Raw genomic sequence first — 18,461 nt, 5'->3', positions numbered from 1 at the left:
AATACAAGGGTCGGAAGGGGCGGTAGCCCATCAACAGAAAGCACAGGCCTGTTTGTTCAAGCCCGAACTGAAGTCGTGAGGCTCCTCTGGAGCCTGCTGTCCGTTATTTATCTATTGAGATCTTGGCAAAACAGCGTGCAGCGGCAACGCGCTCCATCTCTTCCCGGCTCAGCTCGACCATCGTGAAGGTCGGGTCCTTCATCAGGCTTGCCGGGTTGAGCTGAAAGTTCTGCGTGTCCTCGATCTCGACCGACGCTACGCCGGAGACCTGGATCTGGTCCTCATTCATCATGGCCATTCTCCTTCGACAGGCTCATGAGAGGCCTGATGTTCGACACATTGTTGCATTAGGTTCATCAGATCAACAAACCTGCCGTTGAATCCTCAGGCGCTAAGCGGGGGATGACCCAGGCACGTCGGGCGACCTGAATCACCCCGGCATATGGTCGATTATCCCCATCACCACCGAGCCGATACTGACGAGGAGGATGGCGGCAGTTGCGGCGGCTTTGGGGATGAGGAGGCCGGCCCGTCTGGCATCCGTGTACCAGCCGCCGACGATCGTGCGCCATTGCCAGTAGGGCGAGAAGGTCCAGGCTTGCGGATAGGGCCGCCGCTCGCGCCGGCAGATGTCCCACACGATTCGGTCGTTCACGCGGTAGAACGCCAGGGACGCCGCCGCGAACAGCACGAACCACACCAGACCCCTGACCATCCCGACGCTCCGGCTCTCGCCCGAACCATCATGGTGGATGAAGGCCGTGCCATCTTTGTGGCGGCTTCCGTATCCGTCATGGCCGGATCAAGGCCGGGGATGGCGCCGTAGAAGCCACTTCGCGGAATTACTCAACCATTCGGTTGACAATCGCCCGCAGCCCATGCATATTCAACCACATGGTTGAAGAACACGCACCCCACCTCGACACCGTCTTCCACGCCTTGGGCGATGCTACCCGCCGGCGGATGCTGCGGGATCTCGCCCAAGCCGAGCGCACGGTCGGCCAGCTGGCTGAGCCTTTCGCGATCTCGCTAGCGGCGGCCTCGAAGCACATCAAGGTGCTGGAGAATGCCGGAATGATCCGACGCGAGGTGCGCGGCCGGACCCATGTGTGCCGCCTCGACCCAGGCCCGCTGGCGAGCGCCCATGAATGGCTCAGCATGTACGAACGCTTCTGGACCGACCGTCTGGATGCCCTCGACCGGCTCCTTCGCGAGGAGGATGCCCGTAACGCCGAAAAACCCCAAGGAGACAGCCATGAATGACCTCTCGCCCACCCGGCTCGCCCCCGACGCCTATGGCGTGCTGACCAGCCCCGACACGCTGACGATCCAGCGCCTTCTCCCCGGCCCTGTCGAGCGGGTGTGGGATTACCTCACCCAGAGCGAGCTGCGGCGCCAATGGCTGGCCGCAGGCGAGATGGCGCTGGCCATCGGCGCGCCCTTCGAGTTCGTGTGGCGCAACGACGAGCTCACCTCCCCGCCCGGCGCCCGCCCGGCCGGCTCGGCTGAGGAGCACCGGCTGGAGTGCCGGATCACCGAGCTTGACCCGCCGAAAAGGCTCGCCATCACCTGGGGCTCCACCGGCGGCGTCACCTTCACGCTCGAGCCCATCGGCACCAAAACCCTGCTCACCCTGGTCCACCACCGGGTGCCCGAGCGCTCGACCCTGCTCAGCGTCAGCTCCGGCTGGCACACCCATCTCGACATCCTGGCCGCCCGCATGGCCGGTCAGGAACCGGCGGAGCCCTTCTGGGACCAGATCGCCCGCCTGCGGCCCGAATACGAGCGGCGGATTCCGGGCTGAACCCGCACCGCGTCATGGCCGGGCTCGTGCCGGCCATCCATCTCTTCGCTCTCAACTGATGCAACCTCATCGTGAGAGGCCAGCTCGGGAAAGCCCTCTCCCCCTTGTGGGGGAGAGTTGGAGAGGGGGGTGCAGCGCAGGACTGGAACCAGGATGGCGCCAGCCCCCCTCCCGGCCGCTGCCGCGGCCACCCTCCCCCACAAGGAGGGAAGGGAAATGTGGCGCACCGTTCAGAGCCCTCAATTCAAGCGCAGCGCCCTACCCGCCCAGCACCCGCGACAGGGTGAACGCCGCGAGAAAACCCGCCACCGTGATGAGGCCGGCGAATTCGTGCGCGGTCTCGAAGGCTTCCGGCACCATGGTGTCGGCCAGCATGGCGAGGATCGCGCCCGCCGCCACCGCCGTCACGAACGCGATGGTTGCGGGCCCGGCCTCCGCGAACACCCCATAGCCGATGAGCGCCGCGATCCCTGAGGCCAGCGCGATGCCGCCCCAGATGCCGAAAACATACGCCTTGGAGCGCCCGGCCCGGCGCATGCCGGCGGCGCTGGAGAGCCCCTCCGGCAGGTTGGAGAGAAACACCGCCGCCACGGTCACGAGGCTCACGCCCATGCCCTCCAGCAGGCTCACGCCGATCACGATGGATTCCGGAATGCCGTCGAGCAAAGCGCCGAGCGCAATCGCCAGTCCGCTCCCCGCCTCGGTCGATTGCCGCGCATCCTCCGCGTAGCCGGAGCGCTTGCGGTGCCGGGCGCCCCGGCGCGACACGAGCACGTTCGCCACTGTGTAGACCACGGCACCCGCGAGAAAGCCCAGCGACGTGGAGCCGATGCCGCCCTGGCGATAGGCCTCGTCCATGAGGTCGAAGGAGAGCGCCGAGATCAGGACGCCTGCCCCGAACGCCATCACGCCCGCAATCACCCGCTGGGGCAGTTTGACAAACGTCCCGATGAGCGCCCCCACCACAAGGGCCGACCCGCTGAGACACCTGTCGAGGCTCTAAGCGCCACTGGATGAAGCTTCAGTGGCAGGTCAGGCGCGCTCGCGAGGCGTCGCAAGAGTGGGACGGGGAGCGGTCCCGCCGCAGGCTTCGCACCCCTGTGATCGCGGGTGGCCGATCCTGGCTTGATCCAGGTCCGCTGAAACAAACCGCGCGTGATGAGCAGTTCGGCTCTCACTTACCACCACACACATCGAGCCGGGCTGCACGACACGCCTCCCTCGATTGCCATCAAACCCGGGGCTCCACGGCCTCGGGGCCGATGGCCCGTGCCCTCTTCATCCAAGTCCTCTTCATCCAAGCCTTCCAGCAAGCCTTTTTCCATTCATTCCCTCCACTGCCGATTGCCTTGAGAGATTCATCATGATCGACGACGACGACATCCCCCTGTTCGACATGCCCGATTTCGACGACACCCTGACCCGCCTGTCCAACCTGCTCCGGATGCACCGGCTCTGCCGCAGGCGCACGTGCCGGCGCAACGAAGGCTGCCAGGGCGGCTTCGGCCCGCCCTGCTACCTGCAATACCGCACTCTCTTCGTCGATGCGGTCCGCACCGAGATGGACGGGTACCGGGCCTACTGGGCCGAGCAGCGCCGGAAGGCGAAGGCGAGGCCGGCCTCGATGTAGCCGTGCCGTGGGTTCGTCCGCGGGATGGCGTCGGGGCGATGCGGCTTCGGGAGAAGCACGGCAGCCGCCTCTCCTCGGAGCGGCCATTGCTCCCGCGCCGGACCGGCGCTCCTTCCGGCAGCAAAAAGGGCGGCCCTGGAGCCGCCCTCTTCGTCCTGAGACCTGGAGGTCCGTCAGAGCCGTCCCATCAGCAGCAGGATGATGAGGATGACGAGGACGACGCCGAGAAGGCCGCTCGGGCCGTAGCCCCAGCCGCGGCTGTGCGGCCAGGCCGGCACGGCGCCGATGAGCAGCAGGATGACCAGAATGAGCAGGATGGTGCTGACACCCATGAGGAAGTCTCCTTGAAAGGGCGCGCCTTCGTAACGGCCGCGCTTCATGGCTGGGAAACTTGACCGTTCGGGAAAAAGTTCCCGCGTCCGGCAGGGCCGTTTTTGCCTGTGGATGAGTCCCGAAGGGGTATGTTCCAGCCCGGAACGATCACAAATGCCTGACGTTACCTCCTCGGCGATTAAGGGCCGCTTTCAGCGCGTTCCCAGCGGGAGGTCGCTAGTCCACGAATGTCCAGGACACCCCATGCAGAAGAAGAACCCAGACACCATGCGCAACGACGATACAGAGACAGTTCCTGGCCTTCACGGATCGTCCTCTCCGGCCCTGAGCCGCTCGGTGCAGGCCCAGATCGGCCAGAGGCTGCGTCAGTTCTACGAGACGCTGGCGCTCGGCGAGCAGCCGGTTCCGGACCGGTTCATCGAGATCATCAATCGGCTGGACGAGCGTAAGCCGGAGAAGCATCAGTCATGAGTATCGACATCTCTCTCCGCGATTCCATGCTCAAGGCGACGCCGAACTTACGCGCCTTCGCCATTTCGCTGACGAACAACGTGGACCGCGCCGACGACCTCGTGCAGGAAACCCTGATGCGGGCGATCGCCAATATCGACCGCTTCCAGCCCGGCACCAACATGCAGGCCTGGCTCTTCACCATCCTGCGCAACCTGTTCCATTCCGAATACCGCAAGCGCCGCCGCGAGGTCGAGGATGCGGACGGCAAGTACGCGGCCACCCTCTCGGTCGCGCCCGACCAGATGCCCCATCTCGATTTCGAGGATCTGCAGAAGGCCCTGGCCCGCCTGCCCCACGACCAGCGCGAGGCGCTGCTGCTGGTGGGCGCCTCCGGGTTCTCCTACGAGCAGGCGGCGGAGATCTGCGGCTGTGCGGTGGGCACCATCAAGAGCCGCGTCAACCGGGCCCGCAACCGGCTCGCCGAGCTGATGCACCTCACCGACATGGAGGAGGATCTCGGCCCGGACCGCGTCACCCTCTCGGTGATGCACGCGGTCGCCTGATCGGCCCTCGGGAAGCTTCTCATCAACAGGCGCTCCGAAAGGCGCGCCTGCTGTTTTAGCGGCGCCGGAACTGCTGGTTGCCGCGCTGCGGCGGGCGCGGACCGGAAGAGGCACCCGAATCCTTGTGACGGAAGATGAGGCGGCCCTTCTCCAGATCGTAGGGCGACATCTCCACGGTCACGCGGTCGCCGGCCAGCGTCTTGATGCGGTTCTTCTTCATCTTGCCGGCCGTGTACGCGATGACCTCGTGCCCGTTGTCGAGCTGCACGCGGTAGCGCGCATCGGGCAGAATTTCGGTCACAAGTCCTTCAAAGGTGATCAGTTCTTCCTTTGCCATGCAAAGCCTTTCCTCATAACAAAAAAGCCGCCCCTTACCCGGAACGGCTCATATGCAAGAGGACGTACCTTGGTACGTCCTCCGGCCTGAAACCTTAGGCGTTCTGCAGGTTCACTGCAGAAGCGCGGCCGGTGCGCTGGTCGGTCTGAAGCTCATAGGAGATCTTCTGACCTTCGCGCAAGCCGCGCATGCCGGCGCGCTCGAGCGCCGTGGCGTGAACGAACACGTCCTTGCCGCCGTTGTCGGGCTGGATGAAACCATAACCCTTGGTTTCATTGTACCACTTCACGGTTCCCTGTTCCATGGGGAATTCCCTTTTCACTGTCGTTTGCACGTGGATGCGAGCTTAAAAGCCAGACATCCGTTAGTCGATAGATGGTAGAGAAGGAACGTGCGCCCGGCAGTGCCAAAGCGGGAAGCCCAGTCGTCCGGCCAAATGTCGATCCAAACTACGTAGGGTACGGATGGGGCAAATGCAAGGCAAAGCCCATGGCTCCGCCCTTGAGCGCTTTTCTATGAATGCCTGTCCAGCCGGGCTTTTAGCGGCTGCCCCGAATGCCGGAGATCACCCCCTGCAGGGCCTCCTCGCCTTGCGCCGTGAAGCGGATCTCGCTGCCGTCGGCCTCGATGAGCCCTCGGCCCGTGAGCTCTTCCACGGCAGCGTCGCTCGCCTTGTGGCCGGCTCCATCCTTCTGCACCACGCTGCGCACCATCTGGCCGCTCGAAAACTGGTGATAGGCCGCGAAGGCGAACACCGCCAGCGCCTCGTCGCTCAATCCGGACAGATCCGCCATCGTTGACCTCATCGTGCTGTTGAAGATCCCACCTTCTCAATGCAGAGGCGCCGGGACCGTTCAAGCGGAGCGAGAAAAACACGCCGCGGGAGCTTTTCCCGGCCCAGGAACAGACCTTCACGCCTCACGTTGGTTGAGCGAAAGCGGGCCCCCAGCGGCCCGAACGACAGCAAGGAGGAGCGCATTCATGGCCAATGATCGCAACCGCTACGGCAATCAAAATTCCGGCTGGCGCGACCAGGATGACGGCTACATCGCCCGCCGCGGCTTCGGCAACCGCAGCGCCGGCTACGACCGGGGCACCGGTTCGGGCCGCCGCTCGGACGAGGGCTATGGCCGCGGTCGCGAGCGCGATTTCGGGGATTCGGCCGGCTACGGCACCGGCGGATCTGCCCTCGACTGGCACGACGTGGTCGGCGAAGAGCGCGGCCAGGGGCGCCCCCTGTTCGACACGGACCGCCGGCACGATCCGGATCGGTTCGGGCAGGACCGCTACGGGCGCGACCGCTCAGGCTCGGAGAGCTTCGGCCGCGGGTCGCGCGACTACAACGAGGATCGCGGCTTCCTTGAGCGGGCCGGCGACGAGGTGCGGTCCTGGTTCGGGGATGACGACGCCGAGCGCCGCCGCGACCGCGACATGCGCGAGGCCGGCCAGCATCGCGGCCGTGGCCCGAAGGGGTATCAGCGTTCCGACGCCCGCATCCTGGAGGACGTGAACGATCGCCTCACCGAGGATCAGCATATCGACGCCTCCGAGATCGACGTGCGGGTGGAGAACCGCGAGGTGACGCTTTCCGGCACGGTCAACAGCCGCTTCGAAAAGCGTCATGCGGAGGACATTGCCGAATCCGTGTCCGGCGTCACCCATGTGCAGAACAACCTGCGCATCCAGCAGGCGGCCGATGCGGGCATCGCCGGCACCATGATGTCCGGTGCCGGAGCCGCAGGGGCGGGCAGCACCGGGACCCCGGCCAGCAACACCATGGCCCCCGGCCGCCGCAGGACCGGCGGGACCTCAGGCAGCGGTGTCTGATGCCTCTTTGCGATACGATCGCCGGTTTACCAGGATGCGCTTCTCCCCTTGGGGACGAGGCGCATCCGTCGTAACAAGGCCTTTGCCTTTCCCCAAGCGCGGTGAGACCCCATATGGGTCGGAAAGGAAGAGGACATCGATGGCAGGCATTTCCGTCACGCTCGAGGGCGACAACATCCAGCTGGCGTTCCAGAAGGGCGAGCAATCCACCGCCGTGGTCATGGATCCCCATGCCGCCCGTTCGCTGGTGAGGGCCGTGAGCCAACTCCTCGCCGCGATCGGCGAGAGCGTCGGTGAAGAGGGCGAGGAGATGCCTGAGGAGCTGGTGGATGTGACGTCTCAGACCATCGATGTCGGCATGGACGAGCATGGCATGGCCGTGGTGGCCCTTCAGGCGGGTGCAATGCCGCCCTTCCTGCTGCGCCTGAAGGACGATGAGGCAAGGCATATTGCCCAAAGCCTTCTCGAAATCCTCAACAGCCCCCGCGATGCGCGCGTTTCGCACGGGGATCACTAGGCTTAACCAATCTTCCTCAAGGTCAATAGAAAAGCATTGATCTGAGTCCGGCCGCCTGACATAAGTTACTTTATAACTTTTCTTATGCCTGTTCCGGTGCCCTAGCAGCATCGTCAGGCGGCCGGGATATTGTCATGGCGAATTGGTCCGCAGGTTATGTTGTCGATGTCGAGTATACTCACGGCTTCTATCAGGAGCTGACACCAAGCCTCCTCGGTTTCCTGACGCTCCTTCAGGGGGTCCAGGCACCGGATCTCGGGTCGTCGTCGTTAGCCTATTGCGAACTCGGATGCGGCCAAGGCTTTTCGACCAACGTTCTGGCAGCCGCCAACCCGCACATTCAGTTCCACGCCACCGATTTCAATCCTGGCCATATCGTCAGCGCACAAAGCCTCGCTCAGGAAGGGGGCCTGCAGAACGTTCATTTCTACGACGACAGCTTCGCCGAGTTTTTGAACCGCAGCGATCTGCCGGATTTCGACTTCATCACTCTCCACGGGATCTACAGCTGGATTTCTCCTGAGAACCGGCGGATCATCGTGGAGTTCATCCACCGGAAGCTCAAGCCGGGCGGCATTGTCTACATCTCCTACAACTGCATGCCGGGTTGGGCCTCCATGATGCCCCTGCGGCGTCTGCTCGTGGAGCATACAGCAGCCCGGGGGTCTCATATCTCCCCGCAGTCTCGCGCCTCGTCTTTCCTGGAACTTGCCGAGAAGTTCGGCGCGCTGGACATGCGTTATTTCGCCAGCAATCCCAAGGTGGCGAAGCGGATCGAGAAGCTCAAGGATCATCACCCGAACTACATTGTCCACGAGTACTTCAATCAGGACTCCAACCCGTTCTACTTCACGGATCTGGCGCAGGAACTCGCCGAGGCGAAGCTGACCTGGGTCGGACCTGCGAACGCGCTGGAGAATCTCGACGAGGTCAACCTGACGAAGGAGCAGCGCGAGTTCCTCGCCGGCATCGACGACATTGCTCTGCGCCAGATGACGCGCGATCATATGGTCGACCAGCAGTTCCGACGCGACATCTTCGTGAAAGGTGCGGTCCGCCTTTCCACCCAGCAGTTGCGCGAGCGTTGGCTTGAGACATGCTTTGTCCTGTCGGCCAAGGGACGCAAGATCCCGCGCGAGCTGCGTGGCCTGCGCCACGCTGTCAAACTGCACAGCGGCATCTACGATCCCCTGATCGCGGCGCTCGAGCAGGGCCCCCGCACGCTGCGCGAAATCATGGCCGAGCCCATTCTGGCACAAGCGGGCTTCACCCGTCTGATCCAGGCCCTCACAATCCTTGTTGCCTTGGGCTCTTGCCAGCCCTGCCTGCCGGCGCAGGGCGTTGGCGAGCGAAGGCTCCGAGCAGAGCGCTTCAACCAAGCTGTCGCGAACCAGTCGCGCTTCGAGCGCAAGTTCAGCCATTTCGCCTCACCGGTCACCGGTGGCGGCATCGCGGTCGACCGGATCAATCAGCTGATGTGACTCTCCCTCCACGAGCAGGAGACCGATACAGCCCGTTTCGTCGGGACCATCCTGTCGGCAGCCGGCCAGCGTCTGATGAAGGACGGCAAGCCGTTGAGCGGCGCGGAGCATGAGGCCGAGCTCCGGCAGCGCGTTGCCGAATTCGAGGAGAACATCCTTGGCGCCTGGACCAACCTCGGTCTTTGCGCTCCCCCGCAGCGGAAATCCGAGCAGCGACGGCTGCGCGCCTAGGCAGAACCGCACCTCTCCGGCATTGAGCTTAAGCTTTAGCGGAACTTCATGAATGCCATTCTGTTGTCGAACGCGGGGCATCATTGGCCGCGCTTCGGACAGGGCCCATGGCAGTTCACGACCCAGATCTCACCTCCGGCGCATATCCGTCCGTTCCCCTCATGGACGCCAAGGCGGAGCCGACCCTCAAATACCCGGAGTCGGAGGCCTTCTACGCGGAGGCTCTTCGGGAACTGAACACTCTCGGGCTGCCCTTCCTGCTCGCCGGCACCTATGCCCTCTCGGCCTATACCGGCATCACGCGCCCGACCAAGGATCTCGATATCTTCTGCAAGGCCGGCGACTACACGCGTGTTCTTTCGCATTTCAAGAGCCTCGGCTACTCCATCGAAATCGAGGATGACCGCTGGCTCGGCAAGGTCTTCAAGGGCCAATATTTCTTCGACGTGATCTTCGCCTCGTCGAACGGCACCATGCCGATCGGCGATCCGTGGTTTGAGCATGCCCGCCAGATCGAGGTGTTCGGCACACCCGTGCGCATCGTCGGCCCAACCGAACTCGTCTGGTCGAAATGCTTCATCCAGCTGCGCCATCGCTATGACGGCGCCGACGTGGCGCACACGATTCTCAAGGCACACGACCAGATCGACTGGCATGGGCTCCTGGCCTACATGGAGGTGCATTGGGAGGTGCTGCTCATGCACCTGCTCAACTTCCGCTGGATCTACCCGTCCGAGCGCGACAAGGTCCCGGGCTGGGTGATGGACGAACTCCTCGACAGGCTCTCCAAGCAACGTGACCTTCCGCCTCCGCAGATGAAGGTCTGCCGCGGGCGGATGTTCTCCCGTATCGATTACGAGATCGACGTGAAGGAATGGGGCTTTGCCGATGTAGGCGGTGAAGGTGAATGGCGGAATGAGTGACGTACAAGCATCCTCGCAGACAACCCTGAAGGTCGCCGCCATGGGCGACCTTCACATTCGTGAAGACAATGCCGAATCCTACCGCGATCTGTTCGGGGAAATCTCCCGAGAGGCGGATGTGCTGGTGCTGGCCGGAGACCTGACGGATCTCGGCAAGCCGAAGGAGGCGGAGCTTCTCGCCCAGGACCTGAAGGCCTGCTCGATTCCTGTCGTCGGCGTGCTCGGCAATCATGATTACGAATGCGGCGCGCAGGAAGAGGTAGGGCAGATCCTGCGCGATGCCGGCATGAAGCTGCTCGACGGCCAATCGGTGGAGATCGACGGCGTCGGGTTCGTCGGCGTGAAAGGATTTGCCGGCGGCTTCGGACGACGCATGCTCGGCTATTTCGGCGAGCCGGCCATGAAGCAGTTCGTCAACGAAACAATGAACGAGACCTTGCGGCTGGAAAACGCCATGCGCCAGGTGCGCGCCAAGCGCTCCGTCGTCATTCTTCACTACGCTCCCGTCACCGACACGATCGAGAGCGAACCGCTTGAGATCTACCCGTTCCTGGGCTCGTCGCGCCTGGCGGAGACCATCGACCGCTTCAAGGTCAATGCCATCGTGCACGGACACGCCCATCGCGGTCGCTTCGAGGGCCGCACACCCGGCGGGCAGCCGGTCTACAACGTGGCCAAGCACATCGAGAAGCCGACGGGCAAGCCTTACGCCATCATAGAAATATGAGTGGGCTCACACGCAGCCCACTCACCGCTCCTTCATCTGCCGTTCAATAGCGCGTGCCGGGATCCGTCGGGTTGCCGGGCAGATAATCGGGTTCGGAGCCCGGCCCTTTCGGATCATTGATCCCCGGATCGTTGACAGGATAGGGCGTGCGCGGCCCGGTCGGGCCGATATCCGGCTCTTCATCAGGAATGGTCCCTGGCGGCACCTCGCTCGGAATGTTTCCGCCGGGCAGCGGCTCGTTCGTCGGCTGTCCTGGATTGACCATTGTTCTTCCTCGATTTTTATCTGTGACTGGGTCAACAGGCCTGCGCAGACAGGGTTCCGACTGCGTCCCGGAACCCCTCATTGTCCCATCCGTTCTCAGGAAGATCCCCACAACAACGGAGAAGCATCATGCCTGATATCAAACAGGCCAGGATCCTCATCATGGCGACTGACGGCTTCGAGCAGTCGGAACTCATGGTGCCGCAGGAGAAGCTTTCGGATGCCGGTGCGACGGTTGAGGTCGCAGCTCCGAAGTCACGCATGAAATCCGGCAAGATCTACGGCTGGGACGAGAGTGACTGGGGCAAGACCGTGCCCGTCGACAAAGATATCGAGGATGTGAACCCGGCAGATTACGACGCGCTCGTGCTGCCCGGCGGGCAGATCAATCCCGACAAGCTGCGTGTGGAGCCGAAGGCAATCGAAATCATCCGCGCCTTCTATTCCTCGGGCAAGACCGTAGCGGCGATCTGCCATGCGCCCTGGCTTCTGATCGAGGCCGGCATCATCAAGGGCAAGCAATGCACGTCCTATCACTCGATCAAGACGGACGTGATCAATGCCGGCGGGCAGTGGCGGGACGAGACGGTTGTGACCGATCACGGCCTTATCACCAGCCGCAATCCCGGCGACCTTGATGCCTTCGTGAACAAGATCATCGAAGAGGTGCGCGAGGGATCGCACGCAGGTCGGCGTCAGGCCGCAGAGTAATCACACGCATTCACGCCAATAAAAAAAAGCGGCCGGTTCACCGGCCGCTTTCGTATTCGTCCGGTGCGTGGCTTTAGGCCTGCTGGATCGCCGAGACTTTCCAAGGGCCGCCCTGATCGCGACGGAAGGTCCAGAGCTCGGTCGCCTCTTCGACCTTGTTCGGATCGCCCTCCACCACGCGGCCGCTGGCGCGATCCACCATAACGTCGGTGATCCCGAAGCGCATGGCCACGGTGGCATAGTCCGTCGCACCCTCGCGCCACGCCTCGGACAGGTCACCCTGGTTGAGGCGCACATTGGAGAGCTTGTTCACGACGCCACGAGCCGTGTTGTCGTTCAGTTCCTCCTGGATGTAGCCGGCCATCTCAGGCGTTGCGATCGCCCACAGCTTGGCGACATCCTCGCGGGAATAGGCGTCCTGCATCTCGACGAGGCCACGCTCGAAATCTGCGAAGTCGCGCTCGCCAATGCCGATCTCATCCCGCACGCCGGGACGGGACTGCTCACCCTGAGGCTGCGTTCCTCTGGCCATGCCGCCAAGCGCTCCGCCCAGACCACCAGCAAGACCACCCAGGCCTGCGCCGAGACCACCGCTCGTGGGCCGTCCGCCCGTCGGGGGCACGCTGCCGCCCATGGAGCGGGCATAGCCCTGCCCCGGACCGGCATGGGCCGGCTCCTGACGGCGACGGAACCACTTCATGGCAAACGACACCAGCAGGACAACGAGGCCGATCTGGAGCAGAAGGCCAAAGATCGAGGCGAGGCCACCGAGGCCGCCGAAGAAGCCATTGCCCATCAACAGGCCGAGCAGGCCAGCGCCGAACAGGCCGGCCATCAGGCCCGTGCCGAAGCCGAAGCGGCGCGGCTGCGCCACGTTGGGTGCCGGGGTGCCCGGACGGGTCACGCTGGGGCCCTGGTTCGGAATCTGCGAACGCTGGATCGGGGCTGCGGCATCAGGCGCCGTGCGCGTGGCCGGCGGCGGCGTGTAGGTGCGCGAGCCGCGCGAGCCGAAGCTGCCCCCGCCCCGTCCGACGCGAGCCTCGGCCGCACTTCCGGCGAAGATCAGACCGGCTGCCAGGGCCATCATGATCCGGCTGCGGCGAGAAGCTAAATTCATCATCGTCTTATGTTTCATCCCTACGGAGCATGACGCTCCCTAGAGATAATGTGGTGATGCCAAAGGGGTTGCGGAAGGGTTGTGTGGTCGAATTTCGCGGCTCTTCCACACCCGTTGTTGTCCTGAGGCCCACAGCGAAATCCGAGCTTCATCGATATGGCACTGACGCGAAAAGGCGCAGACGTTGCCGTCGCGCCTCTTCCTTTCACGTCATCGGCAATGCCTCACGCCATCGGGGGGCATGACAGCCTCAGTGACCCTGTTTCTGCTTCAGCTGGTCGATCCGCTTGGAGGCCTCGGCCTTGTCGAGCTTGGGATCGAAAGCCTTCGGGTCGTGCGCCTGCTCCGACAGGGTCTTGAGGTAGGATGCCTGGGCACCGGTCATGGGTTCGTCACCCGTGACCCACTCATCGGGATCCTTGATCTGGTTGTCGGAAGGATCGGGATTGGTCTTCGGATTAACTGCCTCTGCGGAAGGCTTATGGTTAACGGAAGCACCGGAATTCACTTTGCCGTGCGAAGACATGCAGGACTCCTATTGTTCCAGTTTTGTTCTCTAATGAGAACACGCTTGCAGGGCCTTGGTTCCTCAGAGAAAGACGGATTACTCCGGGAGACTCATCCCCGTTATCCACAGATTCGGCTCTCGACTCGAGGCTAAGCTCATGTTCTTGCTTTGTTCATGGGGCGCAGAGGGATGGACCGCGATGCGCAAACCGACGGGTCTGGAGCGGCTCTATGTCGACTTCGACTCCTTCTTCGCCAGCGCCGAGCAACACCTCCAGCCTCATCTGCGCGGCCGGCCCGTCGGAGTTATTCCAGTGGATTCGGAGCATACCGGTCTCATCGCGGTGAGCCGGGAGGCGAAGGCTCTCGGGCTCAAGCGCGGCACCTTCGTGAGGGATGCTCGCCGGCAATGTCCCGGCCTCATTCTCATCACGGCGCGGCACGAGGTCTATGTGGAACTGCACCGGCAGATCCTCGCGGCCATCGAGACAGTCATTCCCGTCAGGGCGGTCTGCTCCATCGACGAGATGGTGTGTGCGCTGATGCCATCGGAATGGCCGCAGGCGCTTCAGATCGACAGCGCGTGAAGGACGTGATCGCCGCCGGGATCGGCCCCACCCTCACCTGTTCGGTTGGCCTTGGGCCCAATGATCTGCTGGCCAAGATCGCCGCGGAGATGAAGAAGCCGGACGGCCTCATGGCGCCCCATCCCGACGCTCTGCCCGGCCCCCTACTCTCCCTCGACCTCACGGACATTCCCGGCATCGCCAGAGGCAATGCGGCGCGGCTTGCGCGGGCTGGAATCGGCGACATGGCCGCCCTCTGGCGGCTTCAGCCCAAGCAACTGCGCCGGCTCTGGGGCAGCGTCGAGGGGGAGCGGATGTGGATGGGGCTGCACGGCTACACCGTGGAGCGGCCCGAAACCCGCCGCCGCATGTTCGGCCACGGCCGGGTTCTTCCCGCCGACTGTCGCTCCCTGAACGGTGCCTATGCGGCCGCCCGGGTGCTGCTCGCCAAGGCCTTGGCCCGCATGCGGCGAGCGGGCTTTTCCGCAAGGTCCTGTCCCTGTGGCTGACGGACAGGAGCAGCGCGGGCTGGTACGGAGAGGAGCAGTTCCAACCGACCTGGGATGACCCGTCCCTGCTGGCGTCCTTGAGCCGCCTCTTCCTGCACGCCGAGCGGGAAGAGATGCACCGCAGCCGCAGCGTCGACGTGGCGCTGCACGATCTGGTGCCGCTCAGCGACATCGAGGACGACCTGTTCGACGATGCGCCGGAGGCTCAGCTCAAGCGGCGCCTGGAATAGCTGTCGACCATCGCCGACCAGCTCAACGTCAGCCATCGGAAGACCCTGCTGCACTGGGGCCATGGGTGACGATCCCCGGAGGCTATGCGGGCGCCAAGATCGCCTTCAACCGCATTCCCGATGCGGAGGATTTTTAAAGCGTCCCGCAGATGTTGAGCGTCGGGGCTGACTTAGGTCATTATCGCAGTTCAGTTGCTTCTTGGAGGCTGCTTAATGGCCAAGCGCGCACTCATTCCGTCTGAGTTCAGAGCGGCGGCCGACCAGTTGAAGATGTCTCCCGGCATTGTTTCCGGAGACCATGTGTTTCTGACCGGCGTCACCGGGAGCGACGCGCATGGGCAGATGCCGGATGATGCGGAAACCCAGATCAGAAACGCCTTCGAAAAGATCGGGTCCGTCCTGCGCGCAGGCGGCCTGACGTTTGGATCGATCGTCGAGATGACGAGCTATCATGTCGGTCTGCGGGATCATTTCGGCCTCTTCGACGCGATCTGCCTCGAATACCTGGGCGAACCCTACCCGGCCTGGACGGCGGTTGAAATTGCAGGCCTCAGGCGTGAGGGGGCCATCGTCGAGATCCGTGTCATCGCCCACGCCGACCGCGTCTGAAAAGGCCCGAGAACGAAGATGCCCGGCACGAAGCCGGGCATGATGTGGAAAGTGAGTGAGAGGAACTGCCTCAAGCCGCCTTGCTCTTGGGCTGCACCTCGGCCGAGTAGTCGTCCATGAGCACCTTGGTCATGTTGCCGGGCTGGTACTTGTGCGGGCCGATCTCGGACACGGGCGTCACTTCGGCCGCCGTGCCGGTGATGAAGCACTCGTTGAAGCTCGGGAGCTCGTCCGGCATGATCCGACGCTCGGCGACCTCAAAGCCGCGGCGCTTGGCGAGGTCGATCACCGTGCGGCGGGTGATGCCGTCGAGGAAGCAATCGGCCATCGGCGTGTGAACGATGCCGTCGCGGATGAAGAACACGTTGGCGCCCGTGCATTCCGCGACGCGGCCCTGCCAGTCGAGCATCAGCGCATCCGCATAGCCCTTCCGCTCCGCCTTGTGCTTGGAGATGGTGCAGATCATGTAGAGGCCCGCGGCCTTGGCCGCCGACGGAGCGGTCGCCGGATCGGGGCGGCGGTACTCCGCCATGTCGATGCGAATACCCTTCATCTTCTCGGCCGGGTCGAAATAGCTCGGCCACTCCCAGGCCGCGATGGCGAGGTGGATCTTGTTGGCCTGGGCAGCCACGCCCATCATCTCCGAGCCGCGCCAGGCGACGGGACGCAGATAGGCATCATTCATGCCGCTCTTCTCCAGAACGAGGCGCTTGGCCGCGTCGATCTCGGCCACGCTGTAGGGAATCTCGAAATCGAGGATCTCGGCCGACTTCTTCAGGCGCTCCGAATGTTCGGTCGATTTGAAGATTTCGCCGCCATAGGCACGCTCGCCTTCGAACACGGACGACCCATAATGAAGGCCGTGCGAGAGAACGTGAAGCTGGGCATCCTTCCAGGGTACGAGCTGTCCGTCGTACCAGATCCATCCATCACGTCGATCGAAGGGGGTGGCGGACATCGTCTTTCTCCTTGAAGGCCGACCTTCTGGCGACCGGGGTCGGGTAATTTCCGGTGCGCTCCCAGGCAATTTCAATTTCATTCATTTCGCGGAAGCGGCTTGACGAGTAACAATCGTCCTGAGATATGTCAACAAGGCTGACATAAAATTTGGGAACAGGATGGTGCCTGACGCAATTCCGGCTTTGAAGTCTCATCACCCCGGCAAAGACATCCTTGCCGAGACCCCGGCCTATGATCTCATCGAATTGTTCTTCTTCGCCTACCGCGACTTCGTCAGCGATCCAGACCGGATCCTGGACGAATACGGCTTCGGGCGGGCGCACCACCGGGTCCTGCACTTTGTCAGCCGCAACCCGGGTCTCACCATCGCGGAACTCCTCGATATCCTGCGCATCACCAAGCAGAGCCTCAACCGGGTCCTAAAGGAGCTGATCGAAAAAGACTTCATCGAGAGTCGGATGGGGACCTCGGACCGGCGCCAGCGCCTTCTCTTTGCCACACCCCAAGGCCGGGAGCTGGCCCTGAAGCTGGCCAAGCTGCAGACCCGCCGCATCATGCGCGCCCTGTCGGGCATGGAACCGGAGGCCAAGGATGCGGTCAGCCGCTACCTTCTGAGCCTGATCGATCCCGACAGCAGCGCCCATGTGAAGCACCTCGTATTCGGGTCCGAGGAAACCTGATAAAGCAGGGTCCGTGACAATCAAGCGTTAGACCCGATGGATGCACGCATCGACATTCCCGACCACGCCCCGCACGTCCTCGTGGTGGACGACGACCGCCGCCTGCGCGATCTGCTGACCCGGTTTCTCAGCGAAAACGGCTACCGGGTGACGGCCGCCGCCAGCGCCGCTGAGGCGCGGGCGAAGGCGGAAAGCTTCGTCTTCGACGCTCTTGTGCTCGACGTGATGATGCCGGGCGAAACCGGCTTCGATTATGCCCGCTCCTTACGCGAGCATTCGCAGGTGCCGATCCTGATGCTCACCGCCCGCTCCGACACCTCCGACCGGGTGACGGGGCTCGAGATCGGCGCGGACGATTATCTCTCCAAGCCGTTCGAGCCTCGCGAGCTGCTCCTGCGGCTCGGCAACATCCTCAAGCGCGCGGTGCCCGTGCCGGGAGAGGCCAACGGCGATGTGCCGGACGTGATCCATTTCGGCCCCTTCTCCTACCGCTTCGACCGGGGCGAGTTGCGGCGAGGCGACGAGATGGTGCGCATCACCGAGCGCGAGCGCGAGATCCTCACCATTCTCGGCAGCCAGGCGGGCGACAACGTGCCCCGCGAGGCGCTGGCTGGAACCGGGATGGCCGCCAACGAGCGCACGGTCGATGTCCAGATCAACCGCCTGCGGCGCAAGATCGAGACCGACCCGGCCAACCCGATCTTCCTCCAGACCGTGCGCGGCATCGGCTACCGGCTCGTGATCGACCGATGAAGATCGGCGCGACCCTGAACTATTCGCCCCTCGACCACGCTGCGCGGTGGTTCGGGCGTTTTCTGCCGAAGGGTCTTTATGCACGTGCGCTCATCATCATCATCGCGCCGGTCATCCTGCTGCAATCGGTCGTGGCCTACGTGTTCATGGAGCGCCACTACGAACTCGTGACCCGCCGCCTCTCCTCTGCGGTGACGGCGGACATCGCGGCGCTCATTGATATCTACGAGAGCTATCCCCAGGACAGGAACACCAGCACCCTCTCGCGCATCGCTTCCGAGCGCCTGCAGCTCGATGTGGACATCCTGCGCAACACCGATCTGCCGCCGCCAGGGCCTAAGCCGTTCTTCGATATTCTTGACGAAACGCTCTCGAATGAATTGCGACGCCAGATCGATCGTCCCTACTGGATCGATACGGTCGGGCGTTCGAGCTATGTGGAAGTGCGCATCAAGCTCGACCAAAGCGATGTGATGCGCGTTTTGGCGCGACGCAGCCAGGCTTACGCATCGAACTCGCACATCTTCCTCGTGTGGATGGGTGGCTCATCCTTCGTGCTGCTCGGCATTGCCATCCTGTTCCTGCGCAACCAGATCAGGCCGATCTTGAGGCTCGCGGAAGCGGCGGAGGCTCTCGGCAAGGGACGCGAGATCGATTTCCGCCCGCGCGGCGCGCGCGAGGTGCGCCAGGCTGGCCACGCCTTCCTGGAGATGAAGCGGCGCATCGAGC

Annotated in this window: 30 protein-coding genes; 19 read left to right on the top strand and 11 right to left on the bottom strand. The window is 63.5% G+C overall.

Annotation, left to right across the window (positions count from 1 at the left end; translation table 11 throughout):
* Window positions 1–103 precede the first annotated feature (103 nt).
* Window positions 104–292 (bottom strand): hypothetical protein, encoded by a 189-nt coding sequence (locus JQC81_RS29035; RefSeq protein ID WP_203275258.1) that lies wholly within the window; start codon window positions 290–292, stop codon window positions 104–106.
* Between the two features lie 138 nt (window positions 293–430).
* Window positions 431–715 (bottom strand): hypothetical protein, encoded by a 285-nt coding sequence (locus JQC81_RS29030; protein WP_203275257.1) that lies wholly within the window; start codon window positions 713–715, stop codon window positions 431–433.
* A 179-nt stretch (window positions 716–894) separates the two neighbouring features.
* Between JQC81_RS29030 and JQC81_RS29025 the strand changes: the two genes are divergently transcribed.
* Complete coding sequence (locus tag JQC81_RS29025; protein ID WP_203275256.1) at window positions 895–1,263, top strand: ArsR/SmtB family transcription factor; 369 nt, start codon at window positions 895–897, stop codon at window positions 1,261–1,263.
* Complete coding sequence (locus JQC81_RS29020) at window positions 1,256–1,804, top strand: SRPBCC family protein (protein ID WP_203275255.1); 549 nt, start codon at window positions 1,256–1,258, stop codon at window positions 1,802–1,804. The genes JQC81_RS29025 and JQC81_RS29020 overlap by 8 nt, the downstream gene beginning before the upstream one ends.
* Window positions 1,805–2,062: 258 nt before the next feature.
* On the opposite strand, the gene JQC81_RS29015 is transcribed toward JQC81_RS29020, so the two are convergent.
* Complete coding sequence (locus tag JQC81_RS29015; protein WP_312887606.1) at window positions 2,063–2,767, bottom strand: ZIP family metal transporter; 705 nt, start codon at window positions 2,765–2,767, stop codon at window positions 2,063–2,065.
* A gap of 400 nt (window positions 2,768–3,167) precedes the next feature.
* On the opposite strand from JQC81_RS29015, the gene JQC81_RS29010 reads away from it, so the two are divergent.
* Complete coding sequence (locus tag JQC81_RS29010) at window positions 3,168–3,434, top strand: hypothetical protein (protein ID WP_203275253.1); 267 nt, start codon at window positions 3,168–3,170, stop codon at window positions 3,432–3,434.
* 173 nt (window positions 3,435–3,607) lie between these two features.
* On the opposite strand, the gene JQC81_RS29005 is transcribed toward JQC81_RS29010, so the two are convergent.
* On the bottom strand, window positions 3,608–3,766 hold the full coding sequence (locus JQC81_RS29005) for a DUF3309 family protein (protein ID WP_203275252.1): 159 nt from the start codon (window positions 3,764–3,766) through the stop codon (window positions 3,608–3,610).
* A 244-nt stretch (window positions 3,767–4,010) separates the two neighbouring features.
* Here JQC81_RS29005 and JQC81_RS29000 point away from each other — a divergent pair, with 244 nt between their 5' ends.
* Both JQC81_RS29000 and JQC81_RS28995 read left to right on the top strand, forming a co-directional pair.
* A complete protein-coding gene (locus JQC81_RS29000) occupies window positions 4,011–4,238 on the top strand; it encodes a NepR family anti-sigma factor (protein WP_203275251.1) in 228 nt (75 codons plus the stop codon).
* Complete coding sequence (locus JQC81_RS28995; protein WP_190842607.1) at window positions 4,235–4,783, top strand: sigma-70 family RNA polymerase sigma factor; 549 nt, start codon at window positions 4,235–4,237, stop codon at window positions 4,781–4,783. The genes JQC81_RS29000 and JQC81_RS28995 overlap by 4 nt, the downstream gene beginning before the upstream one ends.
* Before the next feature lie 55 nt (window positions 4,784–4,838).
* Here JQC81_RS28995 and infA read toward each other — a convergent pair whose 3' ends face one another.
* The 3 genes from infA to JQC81_RS28980 all read right to left on the bottom strand — a co-directional run bounded on the left by infA (window position 4,839) and on the right by JQC81_RS28980 (window position 5,914).
* The gene (infA, locus tag JQC81_RS28990; RefSeq protein ID WP_009494617.1) at window positions 4,839–5,120 is read right to left on the bottom strand and encodes a translation initiation factor IF-1; all 282 of its coding nucleotides are present in this window, start codon (window positions 5,118–5,120) and stop codon (window positions 4,839–4,841) included.
* A gap of 94 nt (window positions 5,121–5,214) precedes the next feature.
* A complete protein-coding gene (locus JQC81_RS28985; RefSeq protein WP_036351194.1) occupies window positions 5,215–5,424 on the bottom strand; it encodes a cold-shock protein in 210 nt (69 codons plus the stop codon).
* 235 nt (window positions 5,425–5,659) lie between these two features.
* Window positions 5,660–5,914 (bottom strand): hypothetical protein, encoded by a 255-nt coding sequence (locus JQC81_RS28980; RefSeq protein WP_203275250.1) that lies wholly within the window; start codon window positions 5,912–5,914, stop codon window positions 5,660–5,662.
* Between the two features lie 187 nt (window positions 5,915–6,101).
* On the opposite strand from JQC81_RS28980, the gene JQC81_RS28975 reads away from it, so the two are divergent.
* The 6 genes from JQC81_RS28975 to JQC81_RS28950 all read left to right on the top strand — a co-directional run bounded on the left by JQC81_RS28975 (window position 6,102) and on the right by JQC81_RS28950 (window position 10,826).
* Entirely contained in the window at window positions 6,102–6,947 is an 846-nt protein-coding gene (locus tag JQC81_RS28975; protein WP_203275249.1) for a BON domain-containing protein, read from the top strand.
* 139 nt (window positions 6,948–7,086) lie between these two features.
* The gene (locus JQC81_RS28970) at window positions 7,087–7,464 is read left to right on the top strand and encodes a hypothetical protein (protein ID WP_203275248.1); all 378 of its coding nucleotides are present in this window, start codon (window positions 7,087–7,089) and stop codon (window positions 7,462–7,464) included.
* Between the two features lie 134 nt (window positions 7,465–7,598).
* The gene (locus JQC81_RS28965) at window positions 7,599–8,945 is read left to right on the top strand and encodes a class I SAM-dependent methyltransferase (RefSeq protein WP_203275247.1); all 1,347 of its coding nucleotides are present in this window, start codon (window positions 7,599–7,601) and stop codon (window positions 8,943–8,945) included.
* Window positions 8,946–9,020: 75 nt separating this feature from the next.
* Window positions 9,021–9,176, top strand: coding sequence for a hypothetical protein (locus tag JQC81_RS32795; protein WP_210347307.1), 156 nt, complete (start codon window positions 9,021–9,023; stop codon window positions 9,174–9,176).
* Window positions 9,177–9,283: 107 nt separating this feature from the next.
* Window positions 9,284–10,099, top strand: a complete 816-nt coding sequence (locus JQC81_RS28955; RefSeq protein ID WP_246520730.1) for a nucleotidyltransferase family protein — start codon at window positions 9,284–9,286, stop codon at window positions 10,097–10,099.
* Window positions 10,092–10,826 (top strand): metallophosphoesterase family protein, encoded by a 735-nt coding sequence (locus tag JQC81_RS28950; RefSeq protein WP_203275245.1) that lies wholly within the window; start codon window positions 10,092–10,094, stop codon window positions 10,824–10,826. The genes JQC81_RS28955 and JQC81_RS28950 overlap by 8 nt, the downstream gene beginning before the upstream one ends.
* A gap of 43 nt (window positions 10,827–10,869) precedes the next feature.
* On the opposite strand, the gene JQC81_RS28945 is transcribed toward JQC81_RS28950, so the two are convergent.
* Entirely contained in the window at window positions 10,870–11,091 is a 222-nt protein-coding gene (locus tag JQC81_RS28945) for a hypothetical protein (RefSeq protein WP_201863493.1), read from the bottom strand.
* Window positions 11,092–11,219: 128 nt separating this feature from the next.
* Between JQC81_RS28945 and JQC81_RS28940 the strand changes: the two genes are divergently transcribed.
* The gene (locus JQC81_RS28940) at window positions 11,220–11,801 is read left to right on the top strand and encodes a type 1 glutamine amidotransferase domain-containing protein (RefSeq protein WP_203275244.1); all 582 of its coding nucleotides are present in this window, start codon (window positions 11,220–11,222) and stop codon (window positions 11,799–11,801) included.
* 73 nt (window positions 11,802–11,874) lie between these two features.
* On the opposite strand, the gene JQC81_RS28935 is transcribed toward JQC81_RS28940, so the two are convergent.
* Window positions 11,875–12,921, bottom strand: a complete 1,047-nt coding sequence (locus JQC81_RS28935) for a Tim44 domain-containing protein (protein ID WP_203275243.1) — start codon at window positions 12,919–12,921, stop codon at window positions 11,875–11,877.
* 247 nt (window positions 12,922–13,168) lie between these two features.
* Window positions 13,169–13,444 (bottom strand): DUF3072 domain-containing protein, encoded by a 276-nt coding sequence (locus tag JQC81_RS28930; protein ID WP_203275242.1) that lies wholly within the window; start codon window positions 13,442–13,444, stop codon window positions 13,169–13,171.
* Between the two features lie 181 nt (window positions 13,445–13,625).
* Between JQC81_RS28930 and JQC81_RS28925 the strand changes: the two genes are divergently transcribed.
* The 4 genes from JQC81_RS28925 to JQC81_RS28910 all read left to right on the top strand — a co-directional run bounded on the left by JQC81_RS28925 (window position 13,626) and on the right by JQC81_RS28910 (window position 15,339).
* Window positions 13,626–14,012 carry a Y-family DNA polymerase gene (locus JQC81_RS28925; RefSeq protein ID WP_203275241.1) on the top strand — a complete coding sequence of 129 codons (387 nt, stop codon included), beginning with the start codon at window positions 13,626–13,628 and terminating at the stop codon, window positions 14,010–14,012.
* Window positions 13,979–14,500 carry a DNA polymerase Y subunit UmuC family protein gene (locus tag JQC81_RS28920; RefSeq protein WP_203275240.1) on the top strand — a complete coding sequence of 174 codons (522 nt, stop codon included), beginning with the start codon at window positions 13,979–13,981 and terminating at the stop codon, window positions 14,498–14,500. The genes JQC81_RS28925 and JQC81_RS28920 overlap by 34 nt, the downstream gene beginning before the upstream one ends.
* A 77-nt stretch (window positions 14,501–14,577) precedes the next feature.
* Window positions 14,578–14,730 carry a hypothetical protein gene (locus JQC81_RS28915; RefSeq protein ID WP_203275239.1) on the top strand — a complete coding sequence of 51 codons (153 nt, stop codon included), beginning with the start codon at window positions 14,578–14,580 and terminating at the stop codon, window positions 14,728–14,730.
* 213 nt (window positions 14,731–14,943) lie between these two features.
* A complete protein-coding gene (locus JQC81_RS28910) occupies window positions 14,944–15,339 on the top strand; it encodes a RidA family protein (protein ID WP_203275238.1) in 396 nt (131 codons plus the stop codon).
* A gap of 70 nt (window positions 15,340–15,409) precedes the next feature.
* Here the strand turns inward: JQC81_RS28910 and JQC81_RS28905 are convergent, their stop codons facing one another.
* On the bottom strand, window positions 15,410–16,297 hold the full coding sequence (locus JQC81_RS28905; protein WP_203275237.1) for a branched-chain amino acid aminotransferase: 888 nt from the start codon (window positions 16,295–16,297) through the stop codon (window positions 15,410–15,412).
* 160 nt (window positions 16,298–16,457) lie between these two features.
* On the opposite strand from JQC81_RS28905, the gene JQC81_RS28900 reads away from it, so the two are divergent.
* The 3 genes from JQC81_RS28900 to JQC81_RS28890 form a co-directional block, all read left to right on the top strand.
* Window positions 16,458–16,979 carry a MarR family winged helix-turn-helix transcriptional regulator gene (locus tag JQC81_RS28900; protein ID WP_203275236.1) on the top strand — a complete coding sequence of 174 codons (522 nt, stop codon included), beginning with the start codon at window positions 16,458–16,460 and terminating at the stop codon, window positions 16,977–16,979.
* Between the two features lie 36 nt (window positions 16,980–17,015).
* Window positions 17,016–17,732, top strand: a complete 717-nt coding sequence (locus JQC81_RS28895; RefSeq protein ID WP_203275235.1) for a response regulator — start codon at window positions 17,016–17,018, stop codon at window positions 17,730–17,732.
* Window positions 17,729–18,461 (top strand): HAMP domain-containing protein (locus JQC81_RS28890; protein ID WP_203275234.1); only part of this gene is annotated, 733 nt, incomplete at its 3' end. The genes JQC81_RS28895 and JQC81_RS28890, both read left to right, overlap by 4 nt.

The organism is Microvirga arabica (assembly GCF_016811235.1).
In the GTDB taxonomy this organism is placed as follows: Bacteria; Pseudomonadota; Alphaproteobacteria; order Rhizobiales; family Beijerinckiaceae; genus Microvirga; species Microvirga arabica.
The sequence above is the reverse complement of the archived record's forward strand: the minus strand, read 5'-3'. Positions and strand labels throughout refer to the sequence as shown.